This window comes from Clostridium algoriphilum, from assembly GCF_020443705.1.
Taxonomy (GTDB): Bacteria; Bacillota; Clostridia; order Clostridiales; family Clostridiaceae; genus Clostridium_AD; species Clostridium_AD algoriphilum.
This window is the reverse complement of record NZ_JAIZZK010000019.1, coordinates 55,099-73,903: the sequence shown is the minus strand read 5'-3', so window position 1 is coordinate 73,903 and position 18,805 is coordinate 55,099. Positions and strand designations below refer to the sequence as shown.

Below are 18,805 nucleotides of genomic sequence, written 5' to 3'. Positions count from 1 at the left end.
TACATTTCATAAACTTGGTTATATTAATATTGAAATATTTAATATTAAGAGGCAATAATTAATAATTATTTTGTCCCCTTAAGCAATACAAGGAGGATCTTGATATGTCACATAAAAACAACAAAAACAGTAAAGATAATAAAAAGGCTAGTCAAAAAACAAAAAAAGAATTAGATAAAATGAGAATGGAAACTGCCAATGAAATAGGTGTTTCTAAAGAATCTAAAAAATTGGGAAAAGAAACAAAATAGATTAACATACTGATTAGTTATTTTTTATAAATACCTAAAAAATAAAGATGTCCTATGACATCTTTATTTTGTTTACCAATATTATGAAGTAAAAATATAATGCAATCAAAATAGAGGGGCACTTCAGGTGCTCCTCTAATATATCTAACTATTATCTTCTCTCAGCTATAAAGTATAATCCTAATATTTCTGGTCCAGTATGGGATCCTATTGCGGTACCTACATAACTTAAAATAACGTCTTTAACATTTCCATGCTCGCGAAGCAATACCTCTAGAGCTAATGCATCTTCAAGACAATCGCCATGGCCTATAGCAATAACTTGCTCCTTTTTAGGGTCTGTTCTTTCTTTATATATTTGGACTAAAGTATTTATTGCTTTTTTTCTACCTCGGCATTTAGAGTAAGAAATAAGTCGTCCTTCATTGTCAACAAATAAAACCGGTTTTATATTTAATAAATTGCCAACAACTGCAGCCGAACTGGATATCCTCCCACCCCTTTTAAGATGATTTAAATCATTAACTGTAAACCAATGATTAATCTTAAGTTTGTTTTCCTCAAGCCATTCAACTATCTCTTCTTTAACGCTCCCCCTCTTTAACATTTCATAAGCATAATAAACTAATAGTCCTTGTCCGAGGCTTGCACATTTACTATCTACTATGCTTATATCGGCCCCAGGTAACTCTTCAAGTATAGTTTCTCTTGCTATATTCGCGCTATTTATAGTTCCAGTTAGGGCAGAAGACATTGCGATGTATATTATAGATTTTCCCATATCTATGTACTTTTTAAAAACATCAACAAATCTTTGACTATTAATTTGTGATGTAGTAGGCATCTCTCCCTGTCTTAAAGCATCATAGAAATTTTTACGAGTAAAATTCTCACCAAAGTCATCCTCAATTGATTGACCTTTAAAGTTACATATTAAACCTAATGGCACTATATTATCTTGTTTAATGTACTCTAAAGGTAAATCGCATCCTGAATCTATTACTAGAATTATCTCACTATGTGTTTTACTCATACCTTAATTCCCCTTCACCATTCTCATAAATATTATTCTCATTTTCTATTATGTATGATTTATATATACACTTTAATACCAAAAAAAAGAAAAGTATATTAACTTTTCTTAACTTCTCCAAAATAAGAATTATTCCACGACCTTACCTATTTTTCTAAATTTATAATATCTCTTGGTAAGTAATGATTCTATTGGTTCATGTATTAATCTACCAATTGCTTCCTCTAAGTTGCGTTTAATGTTTGTTGCCATTTCATTAACATTTGTATGCGCTCCACCCAAAGGCTCTTTTATAATTCTATCTATTACTCCAAAACCTATTAAGTCCTGGGCTGTTATTTTCATCGAATTTGCCGCTTCTTTAGCACGACTTGCGTCTTTATACAATATACTAGCAAAACCCTCTGGTGATAAAATAGAATAAATTGCATGCTCTAGCATCCAAACCTCATCGGCCACAGCCATAGCTAATGCCCCTCCACTTCCACCTTCTCCTATAACTATCGAGATGATCGGCGTTTTTAAAGTAGACATTTCCATGAGATTTCTAGCAATCGCTTCGCCTTGGCCTCTTTCTTCTGCACCTAGTCCACAATATGCTCCTGGAGTATCTACAAAACAAATAACGGGCCTTTTGAATTTCTCTGCCTGTTTCATAAGTCTTAAAGCTTTTCTATATCCTTCTGGATTTGGCATTCCAAAATTTCTCTTTATGTTTTCCTTGGTGTTATTTCCCTTTTGCTCGGCTATAACCGTTATAGGTATACCATTAAATAGTGCAATTCCACCAACAATGGCAGAATCGTCTCCATAATATCTATCTCCATGTAGCTCCATAAATGAATCAAATATTATATTAATATAATCAAGGGCAGTAGGACGTTCCACAAGCCTTGCAATGCTTACTTTATCCCAGGCAGTTAAATTTTTATAGGCTTCCTTTTGCATATTGTAGAGCTTAATTTCCATTTGTCTTATTTCTTTATCCAGATCCATATTTTGATCTGTTGCTAAATTCTTTAGTTCATCTATTTTACTTTTTAACTCATACATGTGCTTTTCAAAAGGTAAAGTTACCATAAAATTCCACTCCCTACGTGTTACATTTGTCTTTCTCTTGATACTATGAATGCATTTCTAATATTTGAGTTAATGTATCTTTCATGACTTTTCTATCCACCACTTTATCTATAAAACCCTTTTGGAGCAAAAACTCTGCTCTTTGAAATCCCTCAGGCAATTGTTGCTTTAATGTTTGTTCTATAACTCTTTTTCCTGCAAAACCTATTAGTGCATTAGGTTCTGCGAGAATTATATCCCCCAGCGTAGCAAAACTTGCCGTTACCCCACCTGTAGTTGGGTCTGTTAGAACAGTTATATAAAGGCAACCTTTTTCATTATGCCTAGCAATAGCTGCACTGGTTTTAGCCATTTGCATTAGTGAAAATATTCCTTCCTGCATCCTAGCACCCCCTGAGGCTGTAAATATAATGATTGGTTTTTTATTCTCTGTTGCTTTTTCAATGGCCCTCGTTATTTTTTCTCCAACAACGCAACCCATGCTTCCCATCATAAAATTACTATCCATCACTGCAATTATAGTTTCTTTTCCATTTATCTTTCCTTCTCCAGTAATTACACCTTCATTTAGTAATGTTTTTTCTTGTATTCCTTGAACTTTCTCTGTATATCCTTCGAAATTAATGGGGTTTTCTGATGTCATAAACTCATCGTATTCTATAAAAGTCCCTTTATCTATTGTATAATTTATTCTCTCTCGACATCCAATTCTAAAATGGGTTCTACAATTATCACAGGTCATTATACTACTCTCTAAATCCTTATTATAAAGAATTTTACCACAGGTTTCGCATTTAACCCACATTCCTGAAGGGATATTAGGTTTTTTCTCACCATATTCGTTTTCTAAATTTTTAACTTCAATATATTTACTTTTTTTAAATATACTTTTAAACTCAAACATATAGCTACCCCTTTCTACAAACATACCTACACACTAAAATTTATAGCCTCCATAATAGAAACCATACTTATAGTATAAAACTTTTAATGGATTAATTCCAGTATGCGTTTAGCTACCTTTACAGATTTTGAAATTCTTTACTAATAAAACTTGTATCAAAGTCACCTTTTATATAATTCTTATTATTTACTATTTTAAATTGAAAGTCTATATTAGTATCCACGCCTTCTATTATAAACTCTCCGAGTGCCCTTCTCATTTTGCATATCGCTTCATCTCTATCTCTTCCGAGTACAATAAGTTTTCCTATCATAGAGTCATAAGTAGGTGGAATTTTGTATCCTTGATATGCTGCACTATCAACCCTTACTCCATATCCACCAGGAATATGAAGTGTTTTTATTTCACCTGGACAAGGCATAAAATTTTTATTAGGATTTTCTGCATTTATCCTACATTCAATAGCATGCCCTTGAATTTTTATATCCTCTTGTTTATAAGGAAGCACTTGTCCCGAGGCAATTCTTATCTGAGCTTTAACTAAATCTACTCCGGTAATCATTTCTGTTATTGGGTGCTCCACCTGTATACGAGTATTCATCTCCATAAAATAGTATTTTCCATACTTATCTAATAAAAATTCTATAGTTCCGGCATTTTTATAATTAATAGACCTAGCCGCTTTAACTGCAACCTCACCCATCTGTTTTCTAAGTTCATCCGTCATTACGACTCCAGGAGCCTCTTCTATTACCTTCTGATTCCGCCTTTGAATAGAGCAGTCTCGCTCTCCAAGATGGATCACATTTCCATGCTCATCTGCGAGTATTTGAAACTCTATATGCCTTGGCTCTTCTATGAATTTTTCCATGTACATTGTTCCATCACCAAAAGCAGTTTCTGCTTCTGTTTTTGCAGTATTATATGCTGATACAAGGTCTTCTTCTTTGCTAACAACTCTTATACCACGTCCACCGCCTCCTGCTGAAGCCTTTATCATTACAGGGTACCCTATTTTTTCAGCTTCCTGTAACGCATTCGTTTCATCAACAATCTCTCCATCTGAACCTGGAACTACCGGTACACCAGCATTTATCATCATTTCTCTTGCTTTTAGTTTGTTTCCCATATTATCAATATTGTTTGAATCTGGTCCTATATATTTTATATCACATTCCTCACACATCTGTGCGAACTTACTATTTTCAGATAAAAACCCATAACCAGGATGAATTGCCTCTGCACCCGTAAGCACTGTGGCACTTAAAATATTTTGCATATTTAAATAACTATTCTTAGATTTGGCAGGTCCAATGCAAATGGCCTCATCTGCCATTTGAGTATGAAGGGCATCTTTATCTACCTCAGAATATACTGCCACAGTTTGAATACCCATTTCATTACATGCCCGAATTATTCTTACCGCTATCTCGCCTCTATTAGCAATTAATATCTTCTTAAACATATTGTTTACCTTCCCCATACTTAAAATTATTGACTAAAGTGTTTAAAGGATCTAAATACCTACTGCAAACGTAATTTCAGCTTGCGCAGCCTTTACTCCATTTACTGTAGCTACTCCTAACCCTATTCCAACAGGTCCCTTCATCTTAATTATTTCTACCTCGAGCTTAAGTACATCTCCCGGAACAACTTTTTTCTTGAATTTTGCTTTGTTAATACCACCAAAGTAAGCAATTTTCCCCTTATATTCTTCCATACTTAAAAGTGCTACTGCTCCAACTTGTGCAAGAGCCTCAATAATAATCACTCCTGGAAGTATAGGCTCTGTAGGGAAATGTCCTTGAAAAAAATACTCATTCATAGTAATATTCTTATACCCAACGGCTCTTTTACCTGGATCTAATTCCTCTACTTTATCCACAAATAAAAATGGATACCTATGAGGAATAATTTCTTGAATTTGTTTTATATCTAAAGTTGTACCTTTTATATCTTCCATATTGATACCTCCATCTTATGCGTAATTAAACCAGTAGATAGATGATAGTTTTAAGCTACTTACTAACCACTAGTTTTCATTTATCTTAAATAATGGCTGTCCGTACTCTACCATATCTTCATTAGCAACTAATACTTCCATGATTTCTCCATCTACTTCGCTTTCAATTTCATTCATAAGTTTCATAGCTTCTAAAATACAAAGTGTATCACCCTTTTTAACCTTAGAACCGACTTTCACGAAGTTCTTTGAATCCACACCAGGTGCTGAATACATAGTTCCAACAATGGGTGATTTAACTATATATGAATTTTCTTCAGGTATTGTCTTTGCAGCATTTTGTATTGTTTTAGCTATATCATTCTGTAGTTTTTCTACATACACTTCATTTGTAGATATATTATCTCTACTTATTGCATTCTGAGTAACTTGGTCTACAGATGTACCATTTACAGGCATTCTTTCTACTACCTGTTGCTCTTTCTTTTCCATCTTTATTCTCATGCCTTCTGTTTCGATTTCAAAACAAGTAACCTCAGAATCACTAACAGCTTTTATTAACTCTTGTATATTTTTATAATCCATAATTATCTACCATCCCATTTTTGTAATATAATAGTAGCATTGTGACCACCAAATCCCAAGGAATTTGACATTGTATATTTGAGTTGCTCTTTTCTACCTATGTTTGGAACGTAATCTAAATCACAATCTTCATCTGGTACTTTATATCCTATAGTTGCTGGTATAAAACCTTCCTCTAGTGCTTTTGCACATACTATAGCTTCTATAGCTCCTGATGCTCCAAGCAAATGTCCTGTCATGGACTTTGTTGAACTTACGGGTACTTTATATGCGTAATCTCCAAAAGCAGCTTTTATAGCTACAGTTTCAAATTTATCATTATATGGAGTACTTGTTCCGTGTGCATTAATATATGATATATCTTCTGCCTTTATATCTCCATCTTTAAGAGCCATTACCATTGATCTTGCTGCACCTTCACCATTCGGTGCTGGTGATGTTATATGATAAGCATCACAAGTTGCTCCATAACCCTTTACCTCTGCATATATATTAGCATTCCTTTTTTGTGCATGCTCTAAAGATTCGAGTATAACTATTCCTGCACCGTCTCCCATAATAAAACCATCTCTCTCTTTATCAAAAGGAATTGATGCTCTTAAAGGATCTTCACTTTTGCTTAATGCAGTTAAGGAAGCAAATCCTGCCAAAGCAAGTGGACTTACCGACGCTTCTGCACCTCCTGCTATTATTATGTCTGCTCTTGCATCTTGAATTAGATGAAAAGCATCTCCTATTGCATTTGTTCCTGTAGCGCAAGCCGTAACAACACTTGAGCACATACCTTTAGCGCCATACTTTATTGCAATGTTTCCAGCTGCCATGTTACCTATTATCATAGGTATTAAGTAAGGCGTAACTCTACTCGGTCCCTTTTCAATAAGTTTTGTATGTTCTCTTTCAATAGTACCAATTCCACCAATACCTGAACCAACTATTACAGCTATTTTTTCTTTATCTTCGACTTCTAAGTCTAACCCAGAATTCTTAACCGCCTCATCCGCTGCAACCATTGCATACTGACAATATTTATCCATTTTCCTAGCTTCTCTTTTGTCTAGTGCTACCGTTACATCAAAATCCTTAACCTCTGCAGCTAGCTTACATTTGAAGTTCGTAATATCAAAAGACTTAATTACATCTATGCCGCAAGTGCCTTCTTTTATATTGTTCCAAAAACTATTTACATCATTTCCTATAGGAGTAACTGCTCCCATACCTGTAATAACAACTCTATTTTTCATAAAGTATCTCCTCCTTTAATTATCACCTAAAGGTGCTACCTCACCTAAACCATATAAAATAAATATTATGATAAGTATATTATTTTATTTTCATATCCCTAATGGGACTTTATTAATTGTCTTAAAACTACATTACCATTCCACCATCTATATTTATAACTTGACCTGTTATGTATGATGCTTCATTGGATGCTAAAAATGCTACTACATTTGCCACATCTTCAGGGGTTCCAAGTCTCTTTAGAGGAATAGTACTCATTATAGCCTCTTTTACCTTCTCGGGCAAAGCATCAGTCATATCTGTTTGAATATACCCTGGTGCCACTGCATTACATGTAACTCCGCGGCTTGCAAATTCTCTAGCCACAGATTTTGTCATGCCTATTATACCGGCCTTCGCAGAAGAATAATTAACTTGACCTGCATTACCTGTAAGTCCAGTAACTGAAGATATATTTATTACTCTTCCACTTCTTTGCTTAAGCATTATTGCTGATACATGCTTTGTACAATTAAAAGCACCCTTAAGATTAATATCTATAACACTATCAAAGTCCTCTTCCTTCATTCTCATTAAAAGACCATCTTTTGTTATTCCAGCATTATTAACTAGAATATCTATAGCCCCAAATTCATCCATACATTTTTTCATCATATTTTCTACATCACTATAACTACTTATATCAGCTTTAACCGCTAATACCTTAACTCCTAAAGCTCCTATTTCTTTAACTACATCCAACACTGCATCTTCGTTTTTTCTATAGTTAACAACTACATTTGCTCCAAGTTTTGCTAGCTTTATAGCTATTGCGCGTCCTATACCACGACTAGCTCCTGTTACTACTGCTGTTTTCCCTTTTAACATAAATTTGTGCTCTCCTTTGCATTTCTAATATATCTCTATTTATTAAGAATCTAAATGCTTAACAAATATTATTGTCTAAGTATTTCTACTGCTTTATTTAAAGATGCCATATCTTCTATATTAAGGACCGTAAGTTTTCTATCTATTTTTTTAACAAATCCACAAAGCACCCTACCTGGTCCTATCTCTACGAAAGTATCCACACCATCTTTTATCATATTTCTTATAATTATTTCCCATAGAACAGAACTCATAACCTGAAGTACTAAGTTACCTTTTACATCATCTTTGTTCTTTATATAATCACCATTCACATTTGTCATTACTGGAATAGTGATATCTTTAAGGACTATGTTTTTAAGTTCTGTTTCTAACTTAGCAGCTGCTGGTTTTAACATAGATGAGTGAAAAGGTGCACTTACAGATAAGAGCATAGCTCGTTTTGCACCCTTTTCCTTTGCTTTTTCACAAGCAAGTTCTACCGCCGCTATTTCCCCGGCAATTACTACTTGTCCTGGACAGTTTAAATTAGCAATTTCAACTATCCCAGAAACTCTAGCCTCAGTGCAAGCTTCTTCAACTAAATTTGCATCAAGTCCTAGAATTGCTGCCATGGTTCCTATCCCTACAGGAACTGCTTCCTGCATGAATTTCCCACGTTTTTTAACAAGCTTTACAGCATCTTTAAAGTCCATAACTCCGCTACAAACAAGAGCTGAGTATTCTCCAAGACTAAGTCCTGCAGTTACATCACATTTTATACCTCGCTGTTTTAATGCCATAAGAGCTGCTATACTAGTAGTTAAAATGGCTGGTTGAGTGTTTTCTGTAATATTTAACTCCTCATCTGTTCCTTCAAAACAAAGTTTACTTAATTCAAAATTAAGCTCTTTATCTGCTATGTTAAATATGTCTTTGCATTCTTCTATATTATCAAATAATTCCTTGCCCATACCAATGTATTGAGCTCCTTGTCCAGGAAAAATAAAAGCAATTTTACTCATAATTTCTCTCCTTAATTCATCACCTTAGCATTTCAATATCAAATAATTACATATATTAAGTAATAATATTAATTTTATTTAAATTTTATAATAGCTTCTTCTGCCTGATTAAACATTTCTTCTATAATTTCCTTACAACTTTGTTCTTTTTTAACAAGACCTGCTATTTGTCCTGCCAAAATAGATCCCATTACTATGTCGCCTTCTTTTACGGCTTTTTGTAGGCATCCTCTTCCAAGTTCCTCTAAATCCTCTATAGTTGCATGTTCTTTTTCAAGCTTTTGAAATTGTCTTGCTAACTTGTTTTTTAAAACCCTAACAGGGTGACCTGTTGGTCTTCCTGTAACTACTGAATCTATATCTTTTGCAGCCAATATCTTCTTTTTATAATTTTCATGTATTGTACATTCATTGGCTACTAAAAACCTTGTTCCTACCTGAACTCCCTGCACACCAAGCATAAATGCTGCTGCGACGCCACGTCCATCTCCAATACCACCTGCCGCGATTACTGGTATATTAACACCATCAACGACTTGAGGAACGAGTGCCATGGTTGTAAGTTCCCCAATATGTCCACCAGATTCGCAACCTTCTGCAACAACGGCATCCGCTCCTGCTCTTTCCATACGCTTAGCCAAGGCAACAGAGGCCACAACTGGTATCACTTTAATTCCGTGTGACTTCCAAAGTTCCATGTATTTACCTGGGTTTCCAGCCCCTGTAGTAACAACTTTAATACCTTCTTCACATACAAGATGTGCAATTTCTTCTGCATTATCACTCAAAAGCATTATGTTAACGCCAAAAGGTTTGTCTGTTAATTTCTTTGCTTTTCTAATTTCATCTCTTATATAATCAGTTGGTGCATTGGCCGCAGCTATAATTCCTAGTCCCCCTGCATTAGATACTGCAGATGCTAGGCTACTGTCTGCAACCCAAGCCATCCCACCTTGAATTATTGGATATTTCACACCTAAATCTTCAAAAAATACGGAATTAAACATTTTACCCCTCCTTGATTCCTTAAAAGCATATAGCTAAAGTCAGATAATTACAGAAAAAAAGTATATATTACTACAACATCTCAATATGTAATATATACTTTTTCAACTTACTGAATGAAACTAAATTTTTATACTTAGTAGTTCAGCTCTTTAATCATCTAACTTTATAATTTTTATTATTTCAGTTTTTCTTCTATATATTTAACAATTCCCTTAACATCTTTAATGTTTTCTATATCCTCATTTGGTATTTCAATTTCAAATGCTTCTTCGAGCGACATTACTATTTCAAATATTTCAAGGGAATCTACACCTAAATCATCTGCAAATTTTGCCTCCATTTTAACCTCTGCCTCATCTATTCCTAATTGTTCAACTATTACACTTTTAACTTTTTCAAATACCATTATTAATTCCTCCTAAAATTTATTTATTAATTGTCCATTCTATTAATGAAGCTCCGTAGGTTAATCCACCGCCAAAGCCAACAAGTATAATTTTATCTCCAGCTTTTAATAACTTCTTTTTATTCATTTCGTCCATAGCTATGGCTATACTCGCTGCCGATGTATTTCCATATCTCTCTAAATTAACGAAAAACTTGTTTTTATCAGCCTTTAATCTCCTAACAACTAAATCTATTATTCTAGCGTTTGCTTGATGACATACTACATACTTAATATCGTCAAGCGTATAATTATTTTCTTTTAGTATCCTATTTATGCTACTTGCAATAATTTTTACTGCAAACTTAAATATTTCTTTGCCATCCATACTTATTGTAGATTTAAAGTCCTTATTTCCTTTTGCGAATGTGTTTTTCACATCTACAGTAGGGCAAGTTAGAAATCGAGCCTTCTGACCTTGTGAAGCTGAATTTATAGAAATTATACCTTTTTTAGTACCCGCCTCAAGTATTGCTGCCCCTGCACCATCTCCAAAGAGTATGCAAGTATTCCGATCTGTCCAATCAACAATTTTTGATAGTACTTCAGCACCTATTATTAAAGCTCTTGTTCGTTCTCCAGTTTTAAGAAACTGTATTGCTATATTAAGGGCAAATATAAACCCTGTACATGCCGCTGATACATCAAAAGCCATAGCATTAACTGCTCCGATATTTCCTTGAACTAAACATGCAGTAGCTGGTACAAATTGATCTGGCGAAGTACTTGCAACAATTATTAAGTCTATGTCTTCGGCTTTAACATTTGCATCCTTTAATGCCTCTAAGGCAGCTTTTGTAGCTAAGTCTGAAGTGTTTTCACCTTGTGATATATGTCTTTCCTTGATACCTGTCATAGAAACTATCCATTCATCAGAAGTATCCACAAGTTCTGATAACTGATGATTAGTCATTATGTTTAACGGAGCATAACTTCCTGTACCAATTATTTGTACCTCGTTCATTACTTATTTCCCCCCATTAACTTTCTAATCTGTATTTGTCTTTAAAGAAGCCATTTAATTTTTCTAGAGATTTTATTAATATTTCTTCTTCTTCCTCATTTAGACCATCTATAGTTGCGTGCACCATATGAGAATGGAATGTATCATGTATCCTATATGCAAGTTTTCCTTTTCTAGTAAGCGCAATCATTACTGATCTTCTATCTTCTTCCCCTCTTTTTCTATCAACATACCCTTTTTTCAAGAGTTTATTAATAGCAGTTGTAAGAGTACCTACAGTAATTCTAAGATCTTGAGCCACCTGTGACATAGTTCTGTACTCATACATACCTATTGCATCAATAGTATGTATTTCGGTTATAGATATATCTTTAAGTATTCCTTCTTTAAGTGCCTTCTGTTCTATCTGTGATATATCACTAAAGGTCTCTACTAAAAGTTCATTAACAACCCCAACAGATTTCCTCATATTTATCACCATTTCCCATACTTTACTTTTCATATACTCTATTATTCATATACTTTGATAATCAAAGTATATCTATGGAATGGTAATTTGTCAATATTTTTACCATAAATATGAAAATTTAGTATTCAAATGTTTGCATATCAAAGTTAAAAAACGCGTTCAGCCTCTTCAACCAGTTCCCTCATAAGTTCTTTAACTGAAACAATTTTATTTACTTTGTAAGCATTACTTCCCACAAAAATAAGTCCTTTATCTAAATTCCCTTTCACTGCTTGTATAAGTGCTTCTGTAATACAATAAGGTGTAGTTTTAGGATTACAATCCTTAATACATAAATAGCACTTACTCACTTTGCAGCCCTTTTCCTCTACAACTTTCATAAAACTATTGTTAATAGCTCTTCCAGGCATACCTACAGGACTTTTTACTATCTTTATATCTTCTTTTTTTGAGTTAATATATGCCATTTTAAAAGCTAAGCTAGCATCACATTCATTAGTAGCAACAAATCTAGTTGCCATTTGAACCCCTGCTGCACCGATTTTCATGAGTTCTGCAATATCGGTTCCAGTATAAACTCCACCAGCAGCTACTACAGGTATTTTCTTATTATACTTCTCTTCGAAAGGCTTAATTGCTTCTATAACTTCTTTAACTATTTGCTTCAGGTCTTGTGTTGTCTTCTCAAGTAACGATTCCAAAGAGTAACCAAGATGTCCCCCAGCTTCTGGGCCTTCAACAACTACTAAATCTGCTGCACAATTGTTTTTTCTGTCCCACATTTTTGATATAACTGTAGCTGCTTTTGCTGATGATACTATAGGTGCAAGCTTTGATTTAAATCCTTTAGCTATTTTGGGTAAATTAAGTGCAAGTCCTGCCCCTGATATTATTAAATCTATGCCTTCCTCTAAAGCAACCGTTGTTAGTTCCTCATAATTATTCATAGCTACCATAATATTTATCCCAATAATACCCTTAGGGCTTAATTCTTTAGCTCTTCTAATCTGATTTCTTAATGCTCTTTTGTTTGCTTCCTTTGCATTGGTTCCAAAGTCTTCTTCATTATATCCAATTTGAGCAGTAGATATTATCCCAATCCCACCTTCATTTGCAACAGCTGATGCAAGAGATGAAAGAGATACCCCTACCCCCATACCGCCTTGAATTATAGGAATACTTGCTATTAATTCTCCAATTTTTAAAGGAGGTAACTTCATAATTATCCTCTCCCTTTGCTTTAATTTCAACTAGTTTGATAGTCAAAGTATATATATTTTTATATTCTATGTCAAGACAAAAGTAACTTGTAGCTATTTTGGTTCATTTTTCCATAATACTTATATACAATCATATACAGTTTTAGCATTTACTAATTTTGATAATTTTTTTATAAACCAAATATTTGTTTGTCATTATAAACGTTTGTTTGTCGTTATAAACATTTGTATTATAATGAAATTATTGTTAATTAGCACTTTTGTGTACTTTTTTGTAATTTAAAAATAGAAAGCTTCATTAATTAATATATTTTATATTAGGTATAAAATAACTCTTAAATAAATATATTAGTAATATATAATTATATATTCTATAGAAATTTTAGAAATAATAATAGAAAGGATGAAATAATATGGTTAATATCTTTAAAGTAAATGGTAAAAAGAGCTTTACTTCTCTTATTATTAGTATAATACTTGCAGAAGGCGTAGGGTATTTAAGTGCTTTGCTAAGTATGAGCGCATCAAACACCTATAAAAATTTTAACAAACCATTTTTTTCACCACCTGGTTGGGTTTTCCCTATAGTATGGACAATACTATTTTTTATAATGGCTCTAGCTTCCTATAGAGTTTGGATGGCTGGGAAGTCTGGGAAGGATGTAAAAAAAGCATTGCTTTTATACAGTATTCAGTTATTTGCAAACTTTCTTTGGTCCATTATATTCTTTAGATTTAGACTATATGCAATAGCTTTTTTAGAGTTACTTTTATTATTAATATTTATTCTTAGAACTACATTTGAGTTTTATAAGGTGGATAAAATTGCATCTTATCTTATGATTCCGTATATCGCTTGGGTATCCTTTGCCGGCGTTTTAAATTATACTATATGGATGCTCAATTAAAAATCTTTTTTGAGTAAATATTCATCCGCATTTTAAAGAACCTGTAGTTTTAGTGTTTGCTTTTTAACAAAGAAGTTACTACGTGCTCTACAGGATTCTTTTATTAATAATCCAGGTCATTAAATTATTTAGGAGGAAATATGAACTCAAATTACATAGTAAAACAAATAACTAGTTTATATAATAGTTGTAATAAGTGTGGGTTACCTTCCCTCAATTGTATTTGTGAAGGAGCACCTAATATTAAAACCAAGGCGAAAATTTGGATTCTCTCTCCTGAAAAAGAATTTTACAGACCATCTAATACCGCCAGAATATTAGCACTCGCAAATCCAAGTTCAACAGAAATATTTCTTTGGGAAAGAACGAAGATACCTAAAAAGTTAATTTCTAATTTAAACAATGACATATATGATGTGTTTTTACTTTTTCCTATAGAAGACATCGAAACACAGTCCCGAAAAGTTGAATACAAAAACAAAGGCAAAATCCCTGCATTTATAATATTAGACGGTACATGGAAGGAAGCTCGAAAAATAATTAGAAGAAGTTCATATTTAAAAAAGGTACCAATTATCTCATTGAATCCAAATTTTAAGTCAAATTATGACTTAAGAAGAGGTGCAAGCTCTGGTAACTTATGCACCATAGAGGCAGCAATTGAAGTCTTTAAAATAAACGAAGAGATTGAAAATTCACAAGTAATAGATGAATTTTACAATTTATTCTTAAAAAGCTATAAAGCAGGTTCAAGTGGTCATAAAATTATGCCTTCTAACAAAAAATGAAAATACCACCCAAAAGGATGGCAAGTATATCAACTGTAAAAATTACTGTATTGGTTGCTGAAAGTTTTGAGATTGCTGTTGCTTGATTTTCTGTTTACCCTCTTCAATGAATTGTGAGTCCTTTGGAGATAGCATATACAAAACTTCTTCAAGTTCTCCAACATGCCTTCTTTCTTCATCTGCAATGTGTTGCAGTACCTTCTTAACTCTTTCATCGGCCGTAGACATTGCATGAGCTTCATAACCTATGATTGCTTCAAGTTCACCAGCAATGTCGACACGAATTGCTTGCGCAAGCTCCTCATTAGACATTTGTCTTGGTACATTAGCAACGAATGGATTTCCTAATAACGCCATATTTTCTTCCTCCTTTTCAAGCTTACATGTATTTTTAGCTTCATTCTGTATTTTTATTCATTTAATAATTTATAGTTCAGAATTTTTTATGCTACAATATATATATATTTATCGTATAACTTACTTAACATTTAGTTATGATTGGAGTATCTCAAATGAAAAAGTTCAAAAAATTTTATATAGAAATTACAAATGTATGTAACCTTTCCTGCAGTTTTTGCCCGCAAACATGTAGGGCTCCTGAATTTATGAGCATAGAAACATTCATCAAAATATTAGACCAAATAAAACCTTATACGGATTATATATATTTCCATGTTAAAGGTGAACCACTTTTACATCCAAAATTAGATGAATTTTTAAACTTAAGCTATAAGAAAGGTTTTAAGGTTAACATAACCACCAATGGAACTCTTATAAGTAAAGTTAAGGACAAACTAATACTTGCACCTTCACTAAGACAAATTAATTTTTCCTTGCACAGTTTCGATGGAAATGAATGTTCTTCTAATAAGTATGAATATATTAATAATATTATTTCATATGTTAAGGAATCTATAGATAAAACTGATACTCTATTTTCTCTAAGATTATGGAATTTAGATAAAGATAATATTACAAATCTAAAAACTAAAAAAAATTGCGACTTACTTTTCGAAATTGAGAATGCCTTTAATTTATCATATAAAATTGAAGAGGAAATAATTCCAGGTAGAGGTATTAAAATTTGTGATAAAGTGTATTTAAATCAAGATTATGAATTTCAGTGGCCAGATTTAAACGCCATTGAGGACATTAGCCCTGGGTTTTGCTATGGACTTAGAAACCAAGTAGCTATATTAGTAGATGGATCTGTAGTTCCTTGCTGCTTAGATGGAGACGGTATAATTAACCTAGGCAATATTCATGGAACCAATTTCTCTGAAATAATTGAAAGTCAAAGAGCAAGTGACATTTTCAATGGTTTTTCAAGGAGAGAAGCTGTTGAAGAATTATGTAGAAAGTGTGGATACAGAAAAAAATTCAATGAAATTACAGATATAATTAATTGATCCCTTTTAATGTATATTCAATAAAAAAACACACAACTTTTTTACAAGTTAACGTGTGTTTTTTGTAGTATAATTATCTTTTATTCACATTATGCAATCGTATTTGTTGCTTGTTCTTTTCTCTCTTGTATAAATTTTTGTGCTTTATCTGCATGTCCTTTCATTAATATCGATGTGAATAAGAATACAAACAATGTTGCTGCAAGTACTGTTACATCTTTTGTAAATACCCCATAATCAACACCTGATATTACTTCTCTTAAACCGGATACTGCATAAGTAAATGGCATAAATGGATTTAAAACCTTAAACAATTTAGGTACAATTTCTATTGGGAATGTACCTGCACAAGAAGTAAGTTGAAGAATTAATAAAACAATCGATATTAATCTTCCTAATTGCCCAAGTAAGAATACCATACACTGAATAATCGCTATAAATACATATGATAAGAATATATTAAATAAGAAATACAACAGTACATTATCCGGTCTAAGCCCTAGTAACATTACAGCTCCACTTGCAAGTATTGCTTGCATAAATCCTATTACCCCATATGATAAGAACTTACCAGCTACAACTGACGCCGGGCTTGCTGCAATATCATCATCTACCTTATCCGTAATTACGAAGAACATCATTAAAGCTCCTACCCATAATGATAATGGAATGAAATATGGTGTAAACCCTTCACCATAAGTTTTAACAGGATCTATGGCTTTCTGATCTATAACTACAGGCTCTGAAAATGAAGCTGCCATAGTTTTACTATCATTTTTCAAGCTACCATTAAGGTCATTATACCCTTTTGTTGTCTTGTCACTAAGTTCTTTAGAACCATCTGCTAATTTTATCATACCACCATCTAATTTATTAACACCATCATATAACTTATTTACCCCCTCTTTAAGCTCAGGTAATTTTCCATTTAAGGTAGTAATTCCTTGTGTAAGTTGAGCGGAACCATCATTTAGTTTTGATGTCCCATCTGCTAGAGCTGGCATCTTTTGATTAAATTGTGCTAGTCCTCCTGATAAAGCTTCTGAACCTGTCGCTAACTTCTGCACTCCTCCAGTTAAAGCAGGAATTTTATCATTAATTTGTGAGAGTCCATTTCCAAAATCACCATTCATAGCCACATATAGCTTATCTAACCCTCCACTAATTTGATTTGCTACCCCCGTGGCGGCTCCCGTTTGTTCTGCAAAACTTCCAGCTCCTTTTGAATACTGATCTGCACCTTTTGCAAAAGTGGCAGTACTTTGTGCTAATTTTTGCGAACCATTTATAAAGGCTAAAGATCCGTCCTCCAATTGTTTTGATCCTTTTGCTACAGTATGAGCACCAGTTTGAAGCTCATTCATCATCGCTACATTCTTCTCGTCTGTAGCAGTTTTGTTTAATGAATCTAATGCAGATACAAATCCTTGCATATTTGGATCATCCATAGCTTTTGGATTAGCTTTTAAATATGCTCTGAACTTAGTATCTACCGCTTGCTGCAATGCCACTTGAGATTTTTTACTATTATTTAATAAAACATCTACTCCTCCAGCAACTTGTGCACTTCCTTCCGTAAGATCACTCATACCTTTTTTAATTGGTGCAGATCCTGCAACAAGTTGGGTAGAACCATCTGTAAGAAGTTTTGATCCATCATTTAACTTAATTGATGCATCATTTAACTTAGTTGCTCCCCCTTTAGCTGCTCCAAGTCCTGAAGCAAGTTGTGCTGCTCCATCTTTAAGCTTTTTAGTTGAAGGTACAATTTGAGTTTTATATGCCTCATTAAGCTTTTGTACCCCAGTAGCCATAGCTGGTACTTGGTCGTTAAGCTCAACTAATCCATTATTTAGCTGATCTGCACCATCATGAAGCTGATCTACTCCACTTACCATTGCGGGCACTTGAGATTTAAGCTCCCCTAGTCTACTAGTTAATGTATTAGAACCAACTAATAATTTCCCTACACCATCTGACATTTCTGGGACACTACCATTAAGTTTTCCTGTTCCATCTTTTAACTGACTCGTACCATTCTTCGATGTAACCAACCCGTCAGTGAGCTTTTTATTCCCTTCGGAGGCTTTTTTCATGCCATCCTTAATTACATATAAATTGTCAAATACCACCATTGTATATTCCTTTGACATATTTTTTGTTAACTCTGATTTAATCTGATCTAAGACTTTTCCATTAATTTGCGCTGCTAAAAAATTTTTCTTTTCATTTGCACTGTATAATATTTTAGCTTGTTGTGGTTTACCTTTAGTAGCGCTTAAAGCATTTTCTGAAAAATTTACTGGAATTACGAACATAGCATAATAATCTTTGCCCTTAACTCCATCTTCTGCTTGTTTTTTTGTAACAAATCTCCAACCTACTGCTTTCTTTTTTTTAAGATTATTCACCAAATCTTGACCATAATTAACTTTTTCTCCATCTTTTATGCTTCCATTATCTTGGTTTACCACCGCTACAGGCATATCCGTAATCCTAGCATATGGATCCCAAAAAGCATCAAGATAAAGTAAACTGTACAAAAGTGGAACTATAATAATTGCGATTACCGATACTCGTATAAATCTATTTTTAACTATACCTGAAATATCTCTTCGAGCTACTTTTAAAAAATTCATATTATCACCTCATCCTCTAAATT

General features: G+C 33.3%; 20 protein-coding genes. 4 read left to right on the top strand and 16 right to left on the bottom strand.

Features of this window, described 5'->3' with window-relative positions:
• The first annotated feature begins 104 nt into the window (after window positions 1-104).
• Complete coding sequence (locus LGK95_RS14165; RefSeq protein WP_226125432.1) at window positions 105-251, top strand: small, acid-soluble spore protein, alpha/beta type; 147 nt, start codon at window positions 105-107, stop codon at window positions 249-251.
• A gap of 151 nt (window positions 252-402) precedes the next feature.
• Here the strand turns inward: LGK95_RS14165 and LGK95_RS14160 are convergent, their stop codons facing one another.
• The 14 genes from LGK95_RS14160 to LGK95_RS14095 all read right to left on the bottom strand — a co-directional run bounded on the left by LGK95_RS14160 (window position 403) and on the right by LGK95_RS14095 (window position 13,038).
• Window positions 403-1,284 carry a DegV family protein gene (locus LGK95_RS14160; RefSeq protein ID WP_226125431.1) on the bottom strand — a complete coding sequence of 294 codons (882 nt, stop codon included), beginning with the start codon at window positions 1,282-1,284 and terminating at the stop codon, window positions 403-405.
• 129 nt (window positions 1,285-1,413) lie between these two features.
• Window positions 1,414-2,364 carry an acetyl-CoA carboxylase carboxyltransferase subunit alpha gene (locus LGK95_RS14155; RefSeq protein ID WP_226125430.1) on the bottom strand — a complete coding sequence of 317 codons (951 nt, stop codon included), beginning with the start codon at window positions 2,362-2,364 and terminating at the stop codon, window positions 1,414-1,416.
• Window positions 2,365-2,407: 43 nt separating this feature from the next.
• Window positions 2,408-3,268 carry an acetyl-CoA carboxylase, carboxyltransferase subunit beta gene (gene accD / locus LGK95_RS14150; RefSeq protein ID WP_226125429.1) on the bottom strand — a complete coding sequence of 287 codons (861 nt, stop codon included), beginning with the start codon at window positions 3,266-3,268 and terminating at the stop codon, window positions 2,408-2,410.
• 118 nt (window positions 3,269-3,386) lie between these two features.
• Window positions 3,387-4,733 (bottom strand): acetyl-CoA carboxylase biotin carboxylase subunit, encoded by a 1,347-nt coding sequence (locus LGK95_RS14145; RefSeq protein ID WP_226125428.1) that lies wholly within the window; start codon window positions 4,731-4,733, stop codon window positions 3,387-3,389.
• A gap of 51 nt (window positions 4,734-4,784) precedes the next feature.
• Entirely contained in the window at window positions 4,785-5,231 is a 447-nt protein-coding gene (gene fabZ / locus LGK95_RS14140; RefSeq protein WP_226125427.1) for a 3-hydroxyacyl-ACP dehydratase FabZ, read from the bottom strand.
• Window positions 5,232-5,300: 69 nt separating this feature from the next.
• Complete coding sequence (gene accB / locus LGK95_RS14135) at window positions 5,301-5,816, bottom strand: acetyl-CoA carboxylase biotin carboxyl carrier protein (RefSeq protein WP_226125426.1); 516 nt, start codon at window positions 5,814-5,816, stop codon at window positions 5,301-5,303.
• Between the two features lie 2 nt (window positions 5,817-5,818).
• Window positions 5,819-7,060 carry a beta-ketoacyl-ACP synthase II gene (fabF, locus tag LGK95_RS14130; RefSeq protein ID WP_226125425.1) on the bottom strand — a complete coding sequence of 414 codons (1,242 nt, stop codon included), beginning with the start codon at window positions 7,058-7,060 and terminating at the stop codon, window positions 5,819-5,821.
• A 127-nt stretch (window positions 7,061-7,187) separates the two neighbouring features.
• On the bottom strand, window positions 7,188-7,928 hold the full coding sequence (fabG, locus tag LGK95_RS14125) for a 3-oxoacyl-[acyl-carrier-protein] reductase (RefSeq protein ID WP_226125424.1): 741 nt from the start codon (window positions 7,926-7,928) through the stop codon (window positions 7,188-7,190).
• A gap of 68 nt (window positions 7,929-7,996) precedes the next feature.
• Window positions 7,997-8,932: an ACP S-malonyltransferase gene (fabD, locus tag LGK95_RS14120; protein WP_226125423.1), complete on the bottom strand. Its 936-nt coding sequence runs from the start codon at window positions 8,930-8,932 to the stop codon at window positions 7,997-7,999.
• A 74-nt stretch (window positions 8,933-9,006) separates the two neighbouring features.
• Window positions 9,007-9,939 carry an enoyl-[acyl-carrier-protein] reductase FabK gene (fabK, locus tag LGK95_RS14115; RefSeq protein ID WP_226125422.1) on the bottom strand — a complete coding sequence of 311 codons (933 nt, stop codon included), beginning with the start codon at window positions 9,937-9,939 and terminating at the stop codon, window positions 9,007-9,009.
• A 176-nt stretch (window positions 9,940-10,115) separates the two neighbouring features.
• A complete protein-coding gene (gene acpP / locus LGK95_RS14110; protein WP_226125421.1) occupies window positions 10,116-10,346 on the bottom strand; it encodes an acyl carrier protein in 231 nt (76 codons plus the stop codon).
• A 19-nt stretch (window positions 10,347-10,365) separates the two neighbouring features.
• On the bottom strand, window positions 10,366-11,349 hold the full coding sequence (locus tag LGK95_RS14105; RefSeq protein WP_226125420.1) for a beta-ketoacyl-ACP synthase III: 984 nt from the start codon (window positions 11,347-11,349) through the stop codon (window positions 10,366-10,368).
• 16 nt (window positions 11,350-11,365) lie between these two features.
• The gene (locus LGK95_RS14100) at window positions 11,366-11,818 is read right to left on the bottom strand and encodes a MarR family winged helix-turn-helix transcriptional regulator (protein ID WP_226125448.1); all 453 of its coding nucleotides are present in this window, start codon (window positions 11,816-11,818) and stop codon (window positions 11,366-11,368) included.
• 146 nt (window positions 11,819-11,964) lie between these two features.
• Window positions 11,965-13,038 (bottom strand): NAD(P)H-dependent flavin oxidoreductase, encoded by a 1,074-nt coding sequence (locus tag LGK95_RS14095; protein ID WP_226125419.1) that lies wholly within the window; start codon window positions 13,036-13,038, stop codon window positions 11,965-11,967.
• A 413-nt stretch (window positions 13,039-13,451) separates the two neighbouring features.
• Between LGK95_RS14095 and LGK95_RS14090 the strand changes: the two genes are divergently transcribed.
• Together LGK95_RS14090 and LGK95_RS14085 are read left to right on the top strand one after the other, a co-directional pair.
• The gene (locus LGK95_RS14090; protein ID WP_226125418.1) at window positions 13,452-13,946 is read left to right on the top strand and encodes a TspO/MBR family protein; all 495 of its coding nucleotides are present in this window, start codon (window positions 13,452-13,454) and stop codon (window positions 13,944-13,946) included.
• A gap of 140 nt (window positions 13,947-14,086) precedes the next feature.
• A complete protein-coding gene (locus tag LGK95_RS14085; protein ID WP_226125417.1) occupies window positions 14,087-14,734 on the top strand; it encodes a tRNA-uridine aminocarboxypropyltransferase in 648 nt (215 codons plus the stop codon).
• 42 nt (window positions 14,735-14,776) lie between these two features.
• Here LGK95_RS14085 and LGK95_RS14080 read toward each other — a convergent pair whose 3' ends face one another.
• Window positions 14,777-15,091: a demethoxyubiquinone hydroxylase family protein gene (locus tag LGK95_RS14080; protein WP_226125416.1), complete on the bottom strand. Its 315-nt coding sequence runs from the start codon at window positions 15,089-15,091 to the stop codon at window positions 14,777-14,779.
• Window positions 15,092-15,246: 155 nt separating this feature from the next.
• On the opposite strand from LGK95_RS14080, the gene LGK95_RS14075 reads away from it, so the two are divergent.
• Window positions 15,247-16,143 carry a radical SAM/SPASM domain-containing protein gene (locus tag LGK95_RS14075; protein ID WP_226125415.1) on the top strand — a complete coding sequence of 299 codons (897 nt, stop codon included), beginning with the start codon at window positions 15,247-15,249 and terminating at the stop codon, window positions 16,141-16,143.
• Between the two features lie 89 nt (window positions 16,144-16,232).
• Here LGK95_RS14075 and LGK95_RS14070 read toward each other — a convergent pair whose 3' ends face one another.
• Window positions 16,233-18,782 carry a YhgE/Pip domain-containing protein gene (locus LGK95_RS14070; protein ID WP_226125414.1) on the bottom strand — a complete coding sequence of 850 codons (2,550 nt, stop codon included), beginning with the start codon at window positions 18,780-18,782 and terminating at the stop codon, window positions 16,233-16,235.
• Between the last annotated feature and the right edge of the window lie 23 nt (window positions 18,783-18,805).

Bases quoted from the DNA above. Each gene is read 5' to 3' on its own strand.
- LGK95_RS14155 (WP_226125430.1), bottom strand. From the start codon at position 2,364: ATGGTAACTTTACCTTTTGAAAAGCACATGTATGAGTTAAAAAGTAAA.
- LGK95_RS14090 (WP_226125418.1), top strand. From the start codon at position 13,452: ATGGTTAATATCTTTAAAGTAAATGGTAAAAAGAGCTTTACTTCTCTT.
- acpP (WP_226125421.1), bottom strand. From the start codon at position 10,346: ATGGTATTTGAAAAAGTTAAAAGTGTAATAGTTGAACAATTAGGAATA.
- accD (WP_226125429.1), bottom strand. From the start codon at position 3,268: ATGTTTGAGTTTAAAAGTATATTTAAAAAAAGTAAATATATTGAAGTT.
- LGK95_RS14070 (WP_226125414.1), bottom strand. From the start codon at position 18,782: ATGAATTTTTTAAAAGTAGCTCGAAGAGATATTTCAGGTATAGTTAAA.
- fabD (WP_226125423.1), bottom strand. From the start codon at position 8,932: ATGAGTAAAATTGCTTTTATTTTTCCTGGACAAGGAGCTCAATACATT.
- LGK95_RS14085 (WP_226125417.1), top strand. From the start codon at position 14,087: ATGAACTCAAATTACATAGTAAAACAAATAACTAGTTTATATAATAGT.
- LGK95_RS14080 (WP_226125416.1), bottom strand. From the start codon at position 15,091: ATGGCGTTATTAGGAAATCCATTCGTTGCTAATGTACCAAGACAAATG.
- LGK95_RS14160 (WP_226125431.1), bottom strand. From the start codon at position 1,284: ATGAGTAAAACACATAGTGAGATAATTCTAGTAATAGATTCAGGATGC.
- fabK (WP_226125422.1), bottom strand. From the start codon at position 9,939: ATGTTTAATTCCGTATTTTTTGAAGATTTAGGTGTGAAATATCCAATA.
- LGK95_RS14105 (WP_226125420.1), bottom strand. From the start codon at position 11,349: ATGAACGAGGTACAAATAATTGGTACAGGAAGTTATGCTCCGTTAAAC.
- accB (WP_226125426.1), bottom strand. From the start codon at position 5,816: ATGGATTATAAAAATATACAAGAGTTAATAAAAGCTGTTAGTGATTCT.
- fabF (WP_226125425.1), bottom strand. From the start codon at position 7,060: ATGAAAAATAGAGTTGTTATTACAGGTATGGGAGCAGTTACTCCTATA.
- fabZ (WP_226125427.1), bottom strand. From the start codon at position 5,231: ATGGAAGATATAAAAGGTACAACTTTAGATATAAAACAAATTCAAGAA.
- LGK95_RS14095 (WP_226125419.1), bottom strand. From the start codon at position 13,038: ATGAAGTTACCTCCTTTAAAAATTGGAGAATTAATAGCAAGTATTCCT.
- LGK95_RS14145 (WP_226125428.1), bottom strand. From the start codon at position 4,733: ATGTTTAAGAAGATATTAATTGCTAATAGAGGCGAGATAGCGGTAAGA.
- LGK95_RS14165 (WP_226125432.1), top strand. From the start codon at position 105: ATGTCACATAAAAACAACAAAAACAGTAAAGATAATAAAAAGGCTAGT.
- LGK95_RS14100 (WP_226125448.1), bottom strand. From the start codon at position 11,818: ATGAGGAAATCTGTTGGGGTTGTTAATGAACTTTTAGTAGAGACCTTT.
- fabG (WP_226125424.1), bottom strand. From the start codon at position 7,928: ATGTTAAAAGGGAAAACAGCAGTAGTAACAGGAGCTAGTCGTGGTATA.
- LGK95_RS14075 (WP_226125415.1), top strand. From the start codon at position 15,247: ATGAAAAAGTTCAAAAAATTTTATATAGAAATTACAAATGTATGTAAC.